Source organism: Pannonibacter sp. XCT-53, from assembly GCF_009915765.1.
In the GTDB taxonomy this organism is placed as follows: domain Bacteria; phylum Pseudomonadota; class Alphaproteobacteria; order Rhizobiales; family Stappiaceae; genus Pannonibacter; species Pannonibacter tanglangensis.
Genome location: NZ_JAABLQ010000003.1, coordinates 24,076 through 40,399, shown reverse-complemented (window position 1 = coordinate 40,399; position 16,324 = coordinate 24,076). Strand labels below are relative to the sequence as shown.

Annotated in this window: 15 protein-coding genes; 14 read left to right on the top strand and 1 reads right to left on the bottom strand. The window is 66.7% G+C overall.

Annotation, left to right across the window (positions count from 1 at the left end; genetic code table 11):
* Nucleotides 1-106: 106 nt before the first annotated feature.
* From GWI72_RS17195 to GWI72_RS17135, 13 genes are all read left to right on the top strand, one after another.
* Nucleotides 107-514, top strand: a complete 408-nt coding sequence (locus GWI72_RS17195) for a helix-turn-helix domain-containing protein (protein WP_161677732.1) — start codon at nucleotides 107-109, stop codon at nucleotides 512-514.
* Nucleotides 515-665: 151 nt separating this feature from the next.
* Complete coding sequence (gene metK, locus GWI72_RS17190; protein WP_161709468.1) at nucleotides 666-1,838, top strand: methionine adenosyltransferase; 1,173 nt, start codon at nucleotides 666-668, stop codon at nucleotides 1,836-1,838.
* A 79-nt stretch (nucleotides 1,839-1,917) separates the two neighbouring features.
* Complete coding sequence (gene trmB, locus GWI72_RS17185) at nucleotides 1,918-2,604, top strand: tRNA (guanine(46)-N(7))-methyltransferase TrmB (protein ID WP_161709467.1); 687 nt, start codon at nucleotides 1,918-1,920, stop codon at nucleotides 2,602-2,604.
* A 262-nt stretch (nucleotides 2,605-2,866) separates the two neighbouring features.
* Nucleotides 2,867-3,532, top strand: a complete 666-nt coding sequence (gene rimP, locus GWI72_RS17180; protein ID WP_161677735.1) for a ribosome maturation factor RimP — start codon at nucleotides 2,867-2,869, stop codon at nucleotides 3,530-3,532.
* A 139-nt stretch (nucleotides 3,533-3,671) separates the two neighbouring features.
* The gene (gene nusA / locus GWI72_RS17175) at nucleotides 3,672-5,288 is read left to right on the top strand and encodes a transcription termination factor NusA (RefSeq protein ID WP_161677736.1); all 1,617 of its coding nucleotides are present in this window, start codon (nucleotides 3,672-3,674) and stop codon (nucleotides 5,286-5,288) included.
* Nucleotides 5,289-5,336: 48 nt separating this feature from the next.
* Nucleotides 5,337-5,984, top strand: coding sequence for an RNA-binding protein (locus GWI72_RS17170; protein WP_161677737.1), 648 nt, complete (start codon nucleotides 5,337-5,339; stop codon nucleotides 5,982-5,984).
* A gap of 8 nt (nucleotides 5,985-5,992) precedes the next feature.
* Complete coding sequence (gene infB / locus GWI72_RS17165) at nucleotides 5,993-8,749, top strand: translation initiation factor IF-2 (RefSeq protein WP_161677738.1); 2,757 nt, start codon at nucleotides 5,993-5,995, stop codon at nucleotides 8,747-8,749.
* A gap of 129 nt (nucleotides 8,750-8,878) precedes the next feature.
* Nucleotides 8,879-9,307 (top strand): 30S ribosome-binding factor RbfA, encoded by a 429-nt coding sequence (gene rbfA / locus GWI72_RS17160; protein WP_161677739.1) that lies wholly within the window; start codon nucleotides 8,879-8,881, stop codon nucleotides 9,305-9,307.
* A gap of 210 nt (nucleotides 9,308-9,517) precedes the next feature.
* Nucleotides 9,518-10,453, top strand: coding sequence for a tRNA pseudouridine(55) synthase TruB (truB, locus tag GWI72_RS17155; RefSeq protein WP_161709466.1), 936 nt, complete (start codon nucleotides 9,518-9,520; stop codon nucleotides 10,451-10,453).
* Between the two features lie 252 nt (nucleotides 10,454-10,705).
* Nucleotides 10,706-10,975 (top strand): 30S ribosomal protein S15, encoded by a 270-nt coding sequence (gene rpsO, locus GWI72_RS17150; RefSeq protein ID WP_161677741.1) that lies wholly within the window; start codon nucleotides 10,706-10,708, stop codon nucleotides 10,973-10,975.
* Nucleotides 10,976-11,249: 274 nt separating this feature from the next.
* A complete protein-coding gene (pnp, locus tag GWI72_RS17145) occupies nucleotides 11,250-13,379 on the top strand; it encodes a polyribonucleotide nucleotidyltransferase (RefSeq protein ID WP_161709465.1) in 2,130 nt (709 codons plus the stop codon).
* Between the two features lie 145 nt (nucleotides 13,380-13,524).
* Entirely contained in the window at nucleotides 13,525-14,337 is an 813-nt protein-coding gene (gene dapB, locus GWI72_RS17140; RefSeq protein WP_161709464.1) for a 4-hydroxy-tetrahydrodipicolinate reductase, read from the top strand.
* 31 nt (nucleotides 14,338-14,368) lie between these two features.
* On the top strand, nucleotides 14,369-14,989 hold the full coding sequence (locus GWI72_RS17135; protein ID WP_161677744.1) for a 2,3-bisphosphoglycerate-dependent phosphoglycerate mutase: 621 nt from the start codon (nucleotides 14,369-14,371) through the stop codon (nucleotides 14,987-14,989).
* A 243-nt stretch (nucleotides 14,990-15,232) separates the two neighbouring features.
* Here the strand turns inward: GWI72_RS17135 and GWI72_RS17130 are convergent, their stop codons facing one another.
* A complete protein-coding gene (locus tag GWI72_RS17130) occupies nucleotides 15,233-15,661 on the bottom strand; it encodes a DUF2000 domain-containing protein (protein ID WP_161709463.1) in 429 nt (142 codons plus the stop codon).
* 125 nt (nucleotides 15,662-15,786) lie between these two features.
* Here GWI72_RS17130 and GWI72_RS17125 point away from each other — a divergent pair, with 125 nt between their 5' ends.
* Nucleotides 15,787-16,278 carry an Lrp/AsnC family transcriptional regulator gene (locus GWI72_RS17125; RefSeq protein WP_348272711.1) on the top strand — a complete coding sequence of 164 codons (492 nt, stop codon included), beginning with the start codon at nucleotides 15,787-15,789 and terminating at the stop codon, nucleotides 16,276-16,278.
* Nucleotides 16,279-16,324 lie beyond the last annotated feature (46 nt).

Here is a 16,324-nt window from a genome sequence, read left to right as displayed (position 1 = left end):
CCGGGATGACTTTCGCTTGGCAAGCGTCAGGCAAGGTTACCGGTGCGGTCTGGCTTCGCGTTTAAACCAGGGCGGACTTCCGCAGGAACAGTGAAAGACGAGGGCGATGCCCAGCAAGAAAGCACCCAACCCGATTGATGTGCATGTCGGCAGCCGCGTCCGGCTCCGCCGCATGATGCTCGGCATGAGCCAGGAAAAGCTTGGCGAGAGCCTCGGCATCACGTTCCAGCAGATCCAGAAGTACGAAAAGGGCACCAACCGCATCGGCGCCTCGCGCCTGCAGCACATCTCGAGCGTGCTCAAGGTGCCGGTTGCCTTCTTCTTCGAGGATGCCCCGGGCTCGCCGGACGACTTCGAGGGCTTCGGCGAATCGCAGCCGACGTCCTATGTCGTCGACTTCCTGTCCTCCTCCGAGGGACTGTCGCTCAACAAGGCTTTCGTGCGCATCGAGGACCCGAAGGTCCGCCGCCGGATCGTCGATCTGGTCCGCGCGCTTGCCGGCGACGACGCCTGAACCCGGAACGCACTGCGCGGGCCCGTAACCATCGGGTGAGGCTTGCTGCGCGCAGTGCTTGACGCCGGCCTCTCCAATCTGGTTCATGGCGCACTGGAGCGGTGGGTTCTCCGCCGGCTCCTGCCCAACTTTCCCAGAAGGACGTCAGGCCATGGCCCGTCAGGACTATCTCTTCACCTCCGAGTCCGTTTCGGAGGGGCACCCGGACAAGGTGTGCGACCGAATTTCCGATGCCGTCGTTGACGCTTACCTGCGCGAAATGCCGGAAGCGCGTGTTGCCTGCGAGACGCTGGCGACCACCAACCGCATCGTCATCGCCGGCGAGACCCGCGGCCCGGCGACCATCACCAAGGATTACATCGCCCATCTGGCGCGTCTGGCCGTGAAGGACATCGGCTACACCCAGGAAGGCTTCCACTGGGAGACCTGCGACATCGCCGTGCACCTGCATGGCCAGTCGGCGCACATCGCCCAGGGCGTGGATGCCTCGGGCAACAAGGACGAGGGCGCTGGCGACCAGGGCATCATGTTCGGCTATGCCTGCCGCGAGACCCCGGACTTCATGCCGGCTCCGATCTTCTATGCCCACAAGATCCTGCGCCTCCTCGCCGATGCCCGCAAGTCGGGCCGCGAACCGGTGCTCGGCCCGGATGCCAAGAGCCAGGTGACCGTTCGCTACGTCAACGGCAAGCCGGTCGGCGTGACCTCGATCGTCCTCTCGACCCAGCATCTGGACGCCACCCTGTCCTCCGCCGACGTGCGCAAGATCGTCGAGCCCTACATCCGTTCCGCCCTTCCGGACGGCTGGATCGACGCCTCGACCGTCTGGCACGTCAACCCGACCGGTGCCTTCGTCATCGGCGGCCCGGATGGCGACTGCGGCCTGACCGGCCGCAAGATCATCGTCGACACCTACGGCGGCGCGGCCCCGCATGGCGGCGGCGCCTTCTCCGGCAAGGACCCGACCAAGGTGGACCGCTCGGCCGCCTATGCCGCCCGCTACCTCGCCAAGAACGTGGTTGCGGCCGAGCTGGCCGACCGCTGCACCATCCAGCTGTCCTACGCCATCGGTGTTGCCGAGCCCCTGTCGGTCTATGTCGACCTGCACGGCACCGGCCAGTGTGACGAAGCCAAGCTCGAGAAGAGCCTGCGCGACGTCATGCGCCTGACCCCGCGCGGGATCCGCGAGCACCTGAAGCTCAACGCCCCGATCTACGAGCGCACCTCCGCCTACGGCCACTTCGGCCGCGAGCCGGATGCCGATGGCGGCTTCACCTGGGAAAAGCTCGATCTGGTCAGCGCCCTGCGCAGCGCGCTCGCCTGATCCCTTCTGACCTGATGACATCCCCGCGCCGGCCGCTGAAAGGTGGTCGGCGCGGCCGTTTGAGATGCAGCACACGGCCATGACCGACTTCTACGATGGATCCTTCTACGGCCGCCGCATGGGCAAGCCGCTGACCCCGCGCCAGCGCGGCCTCATGGACACGGACATGCCGCGGCTGCGCCTCGACCTGTCTCTCTCTGCGCCGGCCGCTCTGGCCGGCCTGTTCGAAGCCCCTGTCCGCGAAGTCTGGCTCGAGGTGGGCTTCGGTGGCGGTGAGCATCTGATCCACCGCGCGGTCGAGAACCCGCAGGTCGGCTTCATCGGGGTTGAACCCTTCGTCACCTCCATGGCCAAGGCCCTGACCGAGGTGGTGGATCGCGGCCTTGGCAACGTGCGGCTCTATGATGATGATGCCATCAAGCTGCTCGACTGGCTGCCGGAAGCGAGCCTCTCGCGCGCTTATCAGCTCTATCCGGATCCCTGGCCGAAGAAGCGGCACTGGAAGCGGCGCTTCATCAATGCGCAGAACCTGGACCGCTATGCGCGGGCGCTGAAGCCGGGCACGGAGTTCCGGTTTGCCAGCGACATCGACACCTATGTCGACTGGGCGCTGCGGCACATCCGGGATCACGAGGCCTTTGACTGGACTGCAGAAACGGCTGACGACTGGCGCCTGCCCTGGCCGACCTGGCCAGGCACGCGCTATGAGGCCAAGGCGCTGCGCGAGGGCCGCGTGCCGCGATACCTGACATTCCGTCGCCGCTAGCCGGAGCGGATGCGGTGCCCGCCGGCGGGATATTCCTTGCATTTCCGCCGGAACCGCGTATATAGACGCCATTCATCTTCTCCAGCGGCTCGATGAGGGCAGTTTGAGGGTGGGCCCGAGAAGGACCCGCTCTTTTTTGTTTACCCGCACCGCTGGTCAGACTGGCCTGGCCCCTGCACACCGCAGGAACATATCTAGGGCCTGTTCCCCAAGGCCGGACCGTCGTGTCCGGTGGAACAGGCTCCAGCCACAGGAGACTGGCGTGAGCCTGAATGAAGCCCGCATCGTGACCGAACAGGGCCTCGACGCCCGTGTTGCGGCCATCGTCGAACCGGTGATCAACGATCTCGGCTACCGGCTGGTGCGCGTCAAGATCAGCGCAGCCAACGGCTGCACGCTGCAGATCATGGCCGAACGGCCGGACGGCACCATGAGCGTCGTCGACTGCGAGGAAATCAGCCGTGCGGTGTCGCCGGCCCTCGATGTCGATGACCCGATCAACCGCGCCTACCATCTGGAGATCTCCTCGCCGGGGATCGACCGTCCGCTGGTGCGCGAGAGCGATTTCATCCGCTGGGCCGGCCACGAGGCCAAGGTCGAGATGACCGTTCCGCTGGATGGCCGCAAGCGCTTCCGCGGCATCCTCACGGGTGTCGAGGCCGGCCAGGCCATCCTGCGCCTGATCGACGCCCCGGAGGGGGCGGTGAACCCGGTGCTGCTGCCGCTGACCGACATCGCCGAGGCCCGCCTGATCCTGACGGACGACCTGATCCGCGCGGCCCTGCGGGCCGAGAAGGCGGCGCTGTCGGCCCGTGGCATCGACACGTCCGACCTGCCGGATGAAGACGACGACATCGAATTCGAGTATGACGCCGCGGACGAGGACGACGACGACGCGGAAGATGAGGGCCCCGGCCGGGCCAATTGACCCGGCCAGAGACCCAATGGACCGGGCCAACTGACCCGGCCAGAGACGCGATGGACCGGGTCTTCGACCCGACCGGGCGGCCACAGACCAGACAGAATGGGATGCGCAGCGCAAACGGCGCGCAAGAGGAGTGACGAGAATGGCAATCAGCGCGAACCGGCTGGAACTGCTGCAGATCGCCGATGCGGTGGCTCGCGAGAAGACCATCGATCGCGGCATCGTGATCGCTGCGATGGAGGACGCCATCCAGAAGGCGGCCCGCTCCCGTTATGGCAGCGAGACGGAAGTGCGCGCCGAGATCAACCCGAAGACGGGTGAAATCCGGCTGCAGCGCCTGCTCCAGGTGGTCGACCGCGTCGAGAACATCTCCACCGAGATCGCCCTTGTCGATGCCAAGCAGCGCAATCCGGAAGCCACCATCGGCGACTACATTGCCGAACCGCTGCCGCCGCTCGACTTCGGTCGCATCGCGGCCCAGTCGGCCAAGCAGGTCATCGTGCAGAAGGTCCGCGAGGCCGAGCGTGACCGCCAGTATGACGAGTTCAAGGACCGCATCGGCGAGATCGTCAACGGCGTGGTCAAGCGCGCCGAATACGGCAACGTGATCGTGGATCTGGGCCGTGGCGAAGGCATTGTCCGCCGCGACGAGCTGATCCCGCGCGAGCTGTTCCGCACCGGCGACCGTATCCGCGCCTATGTCTATGACGTGCGCCGCGAACAGCGTGGCCCACAGATCTTCCTGTCGCGCACCCATCCGCAGTTCATGGCGAAGCTCTTCGCCCAGGAAGTCCCGGAAATCTATGACGGCGTCATCGAGATCAAGGCCGTGGCCCGCGACCCGGGCTCGCGCGCCAAGATCGCGGTGATTTCCAAGGACAGCTCGATCGATCCCGTCGGCGCCTGCGTCGGCATGCGCGGCTCCCGCGTCCAGGCCGTTGTCGGCGAGCTGCAGGGCGAGAAGATCGACATCATTCCGTGGAACCCGGATGCGGCAACCTTCATCGTCAACGCGCTGCAGCCGGCCGAAGTGGCCAAGGTCGTGCTCGACGAGGATGCGGAGCGCATCGAGGTCGTGGTGCCGGACGAGCAGCTGTCGCTGGCCATCGGCCGTCGCGGCCAGAACGTCCGTCTCGCCTCGCAGCTCACCGGCTGGGCGATCGACATCATGACCGAGCAGGAAGAGAGCGAGCGGCGCCAGAAGGAATTCCAGGAGCGCTCCACCCTGTTCATGGAAGCCCTGAACGTGGACGAGATGGTCGGCCAGCTTCTCGCCACCGAGGGCTTTACCTCGGTCGAGGAAGTGGCCTATGTCGATCTCGACGAGATCGCCATGATCGAGGGCTTCGACGACGACACCGCCGAGGAGATCCAGGCCCGTGCCCGCGACTTCCTCGCGGAGCAGGAAGCAAAGCTGGACGAGGAGCGTCGGGCCCTCGGCGTCGACGACGAGCTGCGCCAGATCGACGGCCTGACCACGGCCATGCTGGTTGCCCTCGGCAAGGACGGCATCAAGACCATCGAAGACCTCGCGGGCTGCGCAACCGACGATCTCGTCGGCTGGAGCGAGCGCAAGGACGGCGAGACCAAGCGTCATGCCGGCGCCCTGTCCGCCTTCGAGGTGTCGCGCGCGGAAGCCGAGGCCATGGTGATGGCGGCCCGCGTTGCGGCCGGCTGGATCAGCGCCGACGAACTGGCGGCTGACGAGGACGTGGCCGGCGACGACGCCGACGAGACCGAGGAAGAGGACGCCGAGTAATCGGCGCCCTCGGGATCTCGAGACCGCTCAACAGGAGGCTGGACCGGAGTGCCAAGGAAGAATGAGCCGCTGGAACGGCAGTGCGCGCTGACCCGAGAGGTGAAGCCCGTGTCCGACCTGATGCGGTTCGTCATGGATCCGGACGGCCAGGTCGTTCCCGACCTGAGGCGCAATCTGCCCGGTCGCGGCGTGTGGGTGACCGCGCAGCGCAGCGCCATCGAACAGGCCGAGAAGCGCAAGGTGTTCCCGCGCGGCTTCAAGGCGGAGGCGAAGGTGGAGCCGGGACTGGCCGACAGGGTGGATGCCCTGTTGACCCGCGCGGCCCTGTCGGCCCTGTCGCTGTCGCGCAAGGCGGGTGAACTGGTGACGGGCTTCGCCAAGGTCGAGGCGGCCCTCAGACGGGATCCGGTCGTCGGCCTGATACATGCTTCGGATGCGTCCGAAGACGGAGTACGGAAGCTCGCGGGTGTTGCCGCGAGCCGGTTTGAAGACGCAAACGGCGGTCCGGTCGTCCGTTTGTTCGATTCGACTCAATTGGATTTGGCATTGGGTCGGACTAATGTGATACATGCTGCGCTGCTCGCAGGCCGGGCGAGCGAAGGCTTCCTTGCGCGAATACGCGATCTGGAGGCATTCCGGGCGAGTTCCGTCGCGAAATCCAGCGACGGCGCGAACAGCGCAGCAGGGCAGGACTGAAGGCAAATATGAACGATACGAAGAATCCAGGCGACAAGACGATTAGCGTCGAGCGGAAGACCCTCGGTCTCAAGCGGGGTGGCGTCGAGCAGGGCACTGTTCGGCAGAGCTTCTCCCATGGCCGGTCTAAGGCTGTCGTCGTGGAGAAGAAGAAGCGGCGCGTGGTGGTCCCCGGCCAGGAAGGACGCCCGGAGGCTGAAGCCGCCGCGCCGGCTCCGGTCGAGCGTCCGCGCGAGCCGGCTCCCGCCGCGCCGCAGTCCCAGCCGCAGACGCAGAACACCCAGCAGCAGCAGCCGCAGCAGCAGCGCCGTCCCCAGCAGGGCGGTCAGCCGCAGCGTCCGCAGCAGCGCAGCGGTGGCGGCACCGTGCTCCGCTCCCTGACCCAGGAAGAGGCCGCAGCCCGCATGGCGGCGCTGAAGCAGGCCCAGGAGCGTGAGGTCGAGGAGCGCAAGCGCGCCGAGGAAGACGCCCGCCGCCGTGCCATCGAAGAAGCACAGCGCAAGGCCGAAGAGGAAGCACGCGCCAAGGCCGAGGAAGAGGCTCGCAAGATCCGCGAGGCCGAGGAGGCTGCGCGTCGCGCTGCCGAGCCGGACCTGCCGGCTCCGGTCGTGGCCGAGAAGCCGGCGGCGGCCGCCGCTCCGGCACCGCGTCCGGCTGCTCCGGCTGCCGCAGCCCGTCCGGCTCCGGCCGGCCAGGGCCAGGCCCGCAAGCCCGAAGGAACCACCCAGCCGCAGGCCGATCGCCCGCGTCCGGCCGGCGCTCCGGTTGTCGCCGCCACCGAGGACGAGGATGACCGCAAGGGCGGCCTGCGTTCGGTCAAGCGCCCGAAGGCTCCGGTCGCTCCGGTTGCCAAGCGCGGCGCTGGCGACGACCGCCGTCGCTCCAAGCTGACCATCTCCGCCGCGACCGGTGGCTCGGACGAGCAGCGCTCGCGTTCGCTCGCCTCGCTGCGCCGTCGCCGCGAGAAGGAAAAGCGCGGCGGGATGCAGACCGTGCGCGAGAAGATCTCGCGTGAAGTCATCCTGCCCGAGGCCATCACCATCCAGGAACTCGCCAACCGCATGGCCGAGCGCTCCGTGGACGTGATCAAGCTGCTGATGAAGCAGGGCCAGATGCTGAAGATCAACGACGTGATCGACGCCGACACGGCCGAGCTGATCGCGTCGGAACTCGGACACACCGTCAAGCGCGTCTCGGAAGCCGATGTCGAGGAAGGTCTGTTCTCGACGCAGGACGACGACGAGGTGCTGGTCTCCCGTCCGCCGGTCGTGACCATCATGGGCCACGTCGACCACGGCAAGACCTCGCTGCTCGACGCGATCCGCAACTCGAAGGTCGTGTCGGGTGAAGCCGGTGGCATCACCCAGCACATCGGCGCCTATCAGGTCGAGAAGAACGGTCAGAAGATCACCTTCATCGACACCCCGGGCCATGCCGCCTTCACCCAGATGCGTGCGCGCGGTGCCAAGGCCACCGACATCGTCATCCTGGTGGTGGCCGCCGACGACGGCGTGATGCCGCAGACCAAGGAAGCGATCTCGCACGCCAAGGCTGCCGGCGTTCCGATCATCGTGGCGATCAACAAGATCGACAAGCCGTCCGCCGACCCGAACCGCGTCCGCACCGAGCTGCTGCACGACGAGATCGTCGTGGAGTCCATGGGCGGTGACACGATCGACGTCGAGGTTTCGGCGAAGGTCGGCACCAACCTGGACCGCCTGCTCGAGATGGTCCTGCTGCAGGCCGAAGTTCTCGAACTGCGGGCCAACCCGGACCGGACTGCCGAGGGTCTCGTCATCGAAGCCCAGCTCGACAAGGGCCGTGGCCCGGTTGCCACCGTTCTGGTGCAGAAGGGCACGCTGCGCGTCGGCGACATCCTCGTCGCCGGTGGCGAGTGGGGCAAGGTGCGCGCGCTGCTGGACGAGGATGGCAACCAGGTCAAGGAAGCCGGACCGTCCAAGCCGGTCGAGGTTCTGGGCTTCCAGGGCACGCCGGAAGCCGGCGACATGGTTGCCGTGGTGGAGAACGAGTCCCGCGCCCGCGAGATCGCCGACTACCGCCAGCGCCAGAAGCGCGAGAAGCTCGCGGTCGTGAAGGCCGGCACCCGTGCCTCGCTCGAGCAGATGATGAGCCGTCTGCAGAGCGGTGGCCGCAAGGAATTCCCGCTGGTCATCAAGGCCGACGTGCAGGGATCCGCGGAAGCCATCGCGCATGCGCTCGACAAGGTCGGCAACGAGGAAGTCGGTGCGCGCGTGCTCTTCTCGGGCGTGGGTGGCATCACCGAGTCCGACATCACGCTGGCCACGGCGTCGAATGCCTCGATCATCGCCTTCAACGTGCGTGCCAACAAGCAGGCCCGTGAGGCGGCTGACCGCGAGGGCATCGAGATCCGCTACTACAACGTCATCTACGATCTCGTGGACGACGTGAAGGCGGCGATGTCCGGCATGCTGGCTCCGGAGCGCCGCGAGACCTTCATCGGGTATGCCGAGATCCGCGAGATCTTCGACATCACGAAGGTCGGCAAGGTGGCGGGCTGCCTTGTCACCGAAGGTGTCGTCGAACGTGGTGCGGAAGTGCGCCTCATCCGCGACAACGTCGTCGTTCACGAAGGCAAGCTGGGCACGCTCAAGCGCTTCAAGGACGACGTCAAGTCGGTCGAGTCCGGCCAGGAATGCGGCATGAACTTCGTCAACTACCAGGACATGCGGGTTGGCGACGTGATCGAGTGCTTCCGCGTCGAGCAGATCGCGCGCAGCCTCTGACGCTGCGGACGGGCCGGACGGCCCGACGGATCAGACAGGGCGCCGGCGCCGGGACCACCCCGCGCCGGCCCCTTCATTTCGCAACCGTGCCGGCCGATCCCGGAACCGTTGCCCGAACGGACAAGAAACATGGCAAAAAGCATGGGAGAGGGCCCCGGCATGCCCTCGCAGCGGCAGTTGCGCGTGGGCGAGCTCGTGCGCAAGGAGCTGTCGGACATCTTCACCCGTGGCCAGCTGTCCGATCCGGACCTGGACGGGGTGATCATCACCATCCCGGAGGTGCGCATGACGCCCGACCTGCGTCTGGCGACCTGCCTCGTGATGCCGCTCGGCGGCCGCAACGCCGACAAGGTGGTGAAGGCGCTGAACCGCAGCGCGAAGTTCTTCCGGGGTCAGGTGTCGCGCAAGCTCACCATGAAGTACATGCCCGACTTCCGCTTCATCCTGGACACGCGCTTCGACGATGACGACCGCATCGGCACGCTGCTGATGCAGCCGGAGGTCAAGCGCGACCTCGACGCCATCGCCGAGGACGAAACGGACGATCGCGACGACTGATCCTTCCAGCGCCAGCATCTGCGGATGCTGCAGAGTGCTGGCGAGACCCTTCCTCGCGGCATCCCGGGCAAGCGCGAGCGCAGCCCCGGGACCGGAGTGCGAGGGCGATGCTGTTGTAAATGTTGATCAATAACGACCTTGGCTTACCGGTCCCGGCTCGCGCTGCGCCAGGCCGGGATGACGCCGGGGCGGGGTAAAGGATTGTTCTCAATGTCGCGTCCGCAGAAGGTGCGCCGTCCGCGCAACGCCATTGATGGCTGGCTGGTGCTGGACAAGCCCTATGGCCTGACCTCCAACGATGCGCTCACGCGCGTGAAGCGCATCCTGCACCCTGAAAAGGTGGGGCACGCAGGCACCCTGGATCCCCGGGCTTCGGGGTGCCTGCCGCTTGCCTTTGGCGAGGCCACCAAGACGGTGCCCATGGTCATGAACGGCCGCAAGGTCTACCGGTTCGAGGTGACCTGGGGCGCGGAAACCGACACAGACGACACCGAAGGCACGGTGATCGCCACCTCCGACATCCGGCCGGATGCGGCGGCCATCGGCGCCGTGCTGCCGGAGTTCACCGGCACCATCCTGCAGGTTCCGCCGAAGTTCTCGGCCATCAAGGTCGACGGCGAGCGTGCCTATGATCTGGCCCGCGATGGCGAGACGGTCGAGCTGGAGGCGCGGCCGATCGACGTGCATCGCCTGAGCCTGATCGAGATGCGGGGCGATGACCGCAGTGTCTTCGAGGCCGAATGCGGCAAGGGCACCTATGTGCGCGCCCTGGCGCGCGACCTGGGGCGCCGCCTCGGGACCCGCGGCCACGTGACCGAACTGCGCCGCCTTCTGGTCGGTCCTTTCGGCGAGGCCGACATGGTGACGCTGGAGGAACTCGAGGAGGCTGCCCGCGCCGCCGGCGAGGATGTCGAGCCGCTGATGGATTTCCTTCTGCCGGTCCGGGAAGCGCTGGCCGATGTCCCCGAGGTGCTGGTGAGCAGCGATGACGCCGCGCGGATCCGCCAGGGCATGGCCGTGCTGCTGCGCGGCCGGTCGGCGCCGCTCGCCTGCGAACTGGCCTTTGCCAGCCACGCCGGAACGCCGGTTGCGCTCGGCAGTGTTGACAGGGGCCGCTTCCAGCCCTCGCGAATTCTTCACCTTTAGCGCGCGCGGCGGGTGCCCGGTCAAGAATTGACTGGCAATTTCGGGCCGTCTCCGCCATATTCCGCCGCCATCGGGGCCCTGCTGGCCCCGACCCCCATGCCCGACCTTTGCTGGACGACATCCCGGCCCTGGCTGAACGGCATGCGGACCTCCCGGCGCCCCGTGCGGCCGGTCCGGACAGCATCCGGACCTGTCGCTTGCGCCTTTTCCGGATCCAGCCTGGCTGCATCCCCAACCTGAAAGGACATCACGATGTCGATCACTGCCGAGCGCAAGGCCGCTCTCATCAAGGAATACGCCGTTGCTGAAGGCGACACCGGCTCCCCGGAAGTCCAGGTCGCCATCCTGACCGAGCGTATCAACAACCTGACCGAACACTTCAAGGGCCATGGCAAGGACAACCACTCCCGCCGCGGTCTGCTGAAGCTCGTCGCCACCCGTCGTTCGCTGCTGGACTACCTGAACCGCAAAGACGGTGCCCGTTACAAGGCACTGATCGAGCGGCTCGGCATTCGCCGCTAATCGGACCGGGATTGCAACGCGGTGGGTGGATTTGCCCGCCGCGTTTGCTATAGGAAGTCTCATGACAGTCATGGGGCAGGATCGCAGGGCGCTGCCGCGCCATCCGGATCAGCCGGAGCCACAGCGTCCCGCCGTCTTGCCCATGGCTCGTCCACGGTAACCGGCCCAGAGGGGGCCGACCGAAACCACCCGCGCGCCGGGTGCCGGGTCACGATCCAGCCAACGGATCACCGGACTTCGCGCCGCGCGGGGACGAAGCTTGCAAGGAACGTACATGTTCAACATTCATCGCGTCGAAGTCGAGTGGGCCGGTCGTCCGCTCGTCCTGGAAACCGGCAAGGTGGCTCGTCAGGCCGATGGCGCCGTCATGGCGACCTACGGCGAGACCAAGGTGCTCGCCACCGTCGTTTCGGCCAAGGAGCCGAAGCCGGGCCAGGACTTCTTCCCGCTGACCGTCAACTACCAGGAAAAGGCCTTCGCGGCCGGCAAGATCCCGGGCGGCTACTTCAAGCGTGAAGGCCGTCCGTCCGAGCACGAGACCCTGACCTCGCGCCTGATCGACCGCCCGATCCGCCCGCTGTTCGCCGACGGCTACAAGAATGACACCCAGGTCATCGTGACGGTCCTGTCGCATGACATGGAAAACACCCCGGACATCCTGGCGCTCGTTGCCTCGTCCGCGGCGCTGACCCTGTCCGGCGTTCCGTTCATGGGCCCGGTCGGTGGCGCGCGCGTCGGCTACATCAACGGCGAGTACGTGCTGAACCCGCTGCATGACGACATGGCCGAATCGAAGCTCGACCTGGTCGTCGCCGGCACCGCCGACGCCGTGCTGATGGTGGAATCCGAAGCCAAGGAACTGCCGGAAGACATCATGCTCGGCGCCGTGATGTTCGGTCATCGCGGCTTCCAGACCGTGATCGACGCCATCATCAAGCTGGCCGAGACCGCCGCCAAGGAGCCGCGCCAGCTCGACCTGCCGGACCACAGCGCGCTCTACGCCCGCATCAAGGACGTCGCGGCTGCCGATCTGACGGCTGCCTACAAGATCACCTCGAAGACCGAGCGCAAGAACGCCGTCGACGCGGCCAAGGCCAAGGTTGTCGAGGCCGTGATCACCGCAGCCGGCGACGCCGCTCCGGCCGGCACCGTGGTAGGCGAGCTGTTCAAGAAGCTCGAGGCCGAGATCGTCCGTGGCGCGATCATCGAGACCGGCACCCGCATCGACGGCCGTGACCTCTCGACCGTCCGCCCGATCGTCTCGGAAGTCGGCATCCTGCCGCGCGCCCATGGCTCGGCCCTGTTCACCCGCGGCGAGACCCAGGGTCTGGTCGTTGCCACGCTCGGCACCGGCGAGGACGAGCAGTTCGTGGATGCGCTGGAAGGCACCTACAAGGCGCACTTCATGCTGCACTACAACTTCCCGCCCTACTCCGTCGGCGAGACCGGCCGCATGGGCTCCCCGGGCCGTCGCGAGATCGGTCACGGCAAGCTCGCCTGGCGCGCCATCAACCCGATGCTGCCGGCCAAGCACGAGTTCCCCTACACGCTGCGCGTCGTCTCCGAGATCACCGAGTCCAACGGCTCGTCCTCGATGGCAACCGTCTGCGGCACCTCGCTGGCCCTGATGGACGCGGGCGTGCCGCTGAAGTCGCCGGTCGCGGGCATCGCCATGGGTCTGATCAAGGAAGGTGACAAGTTCGCCGTCCTGTCCGACATCCTGGGCGACGAGGATCACCTCGGCGACATGGACTTCAAGGTGGCCGGCACGGCCGAGGGCATCACCTCGCTGCAGATGGACATCAAGATCGACGGCATCACCGAAGAGATCATGAAGGTCGCCCTGGATCAGGCCCGCGAAGGCCGCATCCACATCCTCGGCGAGATGTCCAAGGCGATCACCGAAGCCCGGTCCGAGCTCGGCGAACATGCTCCGCGCATCGAAGTGCTGAAGATCCCGGTCGACAAGATCCGTGAAGTGATCGGTTCGGGCGGCAAGGTCATCCGCGAGATCGTGGAAAAGACCGGCGCCAAGATCAACATCGAGGACGATGGCACCGTCAAGGTCGCCTCTGCCGACGGCAAGGCCATCAAGGCCGCGATCAACTGGATCAACTCGATTGCCGCCGAGCCGGAAGTCGGGATGATCTATGAGGGTACCGTCGTGAAGTGTGTCGAGTTCGGCGCCTTCGTGAACTTCTTCGGTGCCAAGGACGGTCTGGTCCACATCTCCCAGCTCGCTCCCAAGAAGGTTGCCAAGGTGACCGACGTGGTCAAGGAAGGCGACAAGGTCTGGGTGAAGCTGATGGGCTTCGACGAGCGCGGCAAGGTCCGCCTGTCGATGAAGGTCGTCGATCAGGACACCGGCAAGGAAATCGAGCGCGAGAAGGGTGAGGAAGAGTAATCTTCCCCCTCACCGCGACAGGATCAGGCCGGGGCAGATGCCCCGGCCTTTTCTTTATGGTCGAGCTGACGATCAGGGATCGAGTTGGTCTTTCGCCCTGCCGTGCCGCCTGATATATCCCGCGTGACATCAAGGGGGGTGATCCATGACTGATATGCGTCTTGTCGTCGTCGGCGCCGCCGGCCGTATGGGGCAGGCCCTGGTCCGGGCCGTGACGGCCATGGACGGCGTCACCCTGAGCGCGGCAATCGAACGCGAGGGCTCGGCTGCGCTGGGGCACGACGCCGGCGAGCTGGCCGGCCTCGGGCCGCTCGGCGTGCGCATCACCGACGATCCGCTGACCGCCTTTGCCGCCAGCGAGGGCGTGCTCGACTTCACCACTCCCAAGGCGAGCCTCTGGTTTGCCGAGCTGGCGGCCCAGGCCCGCATCGTCCACATCATCGGCACGACGGGCTGGGTCGATGGCGAACTCGAGCCGCTGAAGGCGGCCGCCCGCCATGCGCGTCTCGTCAAGTCGGGCAACATGAGCCTCGGCGTCAACCTCCTTGCCGCGCTGGTCCGCAAGGCCGCCGCCGCGCTCGGTCCCGATTTCGACCTCGAGATCGTCGAGATGCACCACCGGCACAAGGTGGACGCTCCCTCCGGGACCGCACTCCTGCTGGGAGAAGCTGCCGCCGCTGGCCGCGGCATCGCGCTTGCCGAGCATTCGGTCCGGGTCCGCGATGGCCACACCGGTCCGCGTCCGGCCGGCGACATCGGCTTTGCCACGCTGCGCGGCGGATCCGTGGTCGGCGATCACACGGTGATCCTTGCCGGCGACGGCGAGCGCGTCGAGCTCAGCCACAAGGCCGAAGACCGCCAGATCTTCGCCCGTGGCGCCGTCAAGGCCGCCCTCTGGGCGCGCGACAAGAAACCCGGACTTTACTCCATGGCCGATGTCCTCGGCCTCAACGACTGAAACCAGCCAAGCCCTGCGAGGAGATCGGCATATGGAACGTCTCTTGGTGCTCGTCCGTCACGGCCAGAGCGAGTGGAACCTGAAGAACCTCTTCACCGGCTGGAAGGACCCGGACCTGACCGAGCAGGGGGTCGCCGAGGCCCGTGCCGCCGGCGCCAAGCTGCGCGACATGAAGCTGCAGTTCGACATGGCCTATACGTCGGCCCTGACCCGTGCCCAGCACACGCTCCAGCTCATCCTGGCCGAGCTTGGCCAGGAGGGTCTGGAAACGGTGCGTGACCAGGCGCTGAACGAGCGCGATTACGGCGACATCACCGGCATGAACAAGGACGAGGCGCGCGAGAAGTTCGGCGAGGAGCAGGTCCACATCTGGCGCCGCTCGTTCGACGTTCCGCCTCCGGGCGGCGAGAGCCTGAAGATGACCGCCGAGCGCGTGCTGCCTTACTACCGGGCGGAGATCCTGCCGCGCGTGCTGGAGGGCAAGCGCATCATTGTTGCCGCCCACGGCAACTCGCTGCGCTCGCTGATCATGGAGCTGGAAAACCTCACGCCGGAACAGATCCTCAAGCGCGAGCTGGGCACCGGTGCACCGGTCGTCTACCGCCTGAACGAGGACGGCCAGGTCGTCAGCGTCGAGGATCTCGCCGACTGAGCCGGCTTCAGAACGTCAGCTAAAAAGGCGCCCGTGCGGCGCCTTTTTTGTTTCCGGGTACGCTCCTTCCGCCGTCATCCCTGTCCATGAGAGCGCTTCTTGCCAGATTGATGTGTGAGAGCGTGAATGGTCCGCGGGCGGAGCACCTGGTGCGCGGCCGTGTGTCTCAGGGCGCGAAGCCGGCATGTGCTGCACCGGACTGCAGCGGCCGTTCCGGGCGGGCGCGGACAGGGGGGACGACCGTCAGCGCAGCAGCTTCAGCGCGCCTGTCAGCGAGCGGACCCATTTCGCCGGCCCGAGCAGCCCGATGCCGTCAAGCTCTTCCTCGGCGAGACTGTGGGTCCCGAACGTGGCCTCATACTCCAGATGGTCGTGCAGAGCACGGGCAAACGACGGGAAGGCAACGACGCGTCCCTCCGGGGCCTGCTCCCCGCATGTTGCGGCCGCCCGCGCCAGCAGGGCCTGCAGCGCCTCCTGTCCGGCCGCCAGGACCGGCACGGGCAACCGCGAGCTGCCATGGATGGCAAGACCGGCCCGGTCCGTCAGCCGTGACCCGGCCAGATCCGGCTGCAGGGCCGCAAGGCCGATGCCAATCGTTGCGGCGGTGTTGGCAGCAAATCCGGCGGGCAGGGCAGGATTGAGGATGACAGCAATCCGCAGATCGGTCGTCATGGGATCTCCTTCTGAAAATGACGTCCCATCCTAGCGTCAGCCGCCCGGTCAAACCTGCCTTTTTGTCCCCATCAACGCCGAGTTCTGGTAGGAATGATCGAAACAGTCGGGCCAGGAGGAAGGTTGTGCCGCAAACGCCGCTCGAGCCGATCGATCTCAGGATCCTGGCGCTCCTTCAGGACGACGGGCGCCTGACCAATCAGGCGCTGGCCGACGCCGCAGGCCTGTCCACCTCGCCGTGCTGGCGCCGGGTCCGCCAGCTTGAGGACGCCGGTGTCATCCAGGGCTATGGCGCAAGGCTTGACCGGCGGCAACTTGGGCTGGGTGTGCTTGTCTTCATCCGCGTGAAGATCGACACGCACAGTGAACGGGAGGCGGAAGACTTCGCCGCCGCCGTCGCGGCGCTGGACGAGGTGGTTGCCTGTTACAGCATTGCCGGCGATGCGGATTTCCTGCTGCAGGTGGTCGCGCAGGATCTTGACCATTACGCCGAGTTCGCCATGTCGGTCGTCCGGCGCCTGCCGGGCATCAAGGAAATGCAGACGACGATGGTCCTGAAGGAACTGAAGCCGTTCCGTGGATTTCCCGTGCGGGGCACGCGGCAGGAGGCGCGCTGAGGGGCTGGCCGCATCGGAATGGGCCGGCCCCTCGGCAGGATCGGAC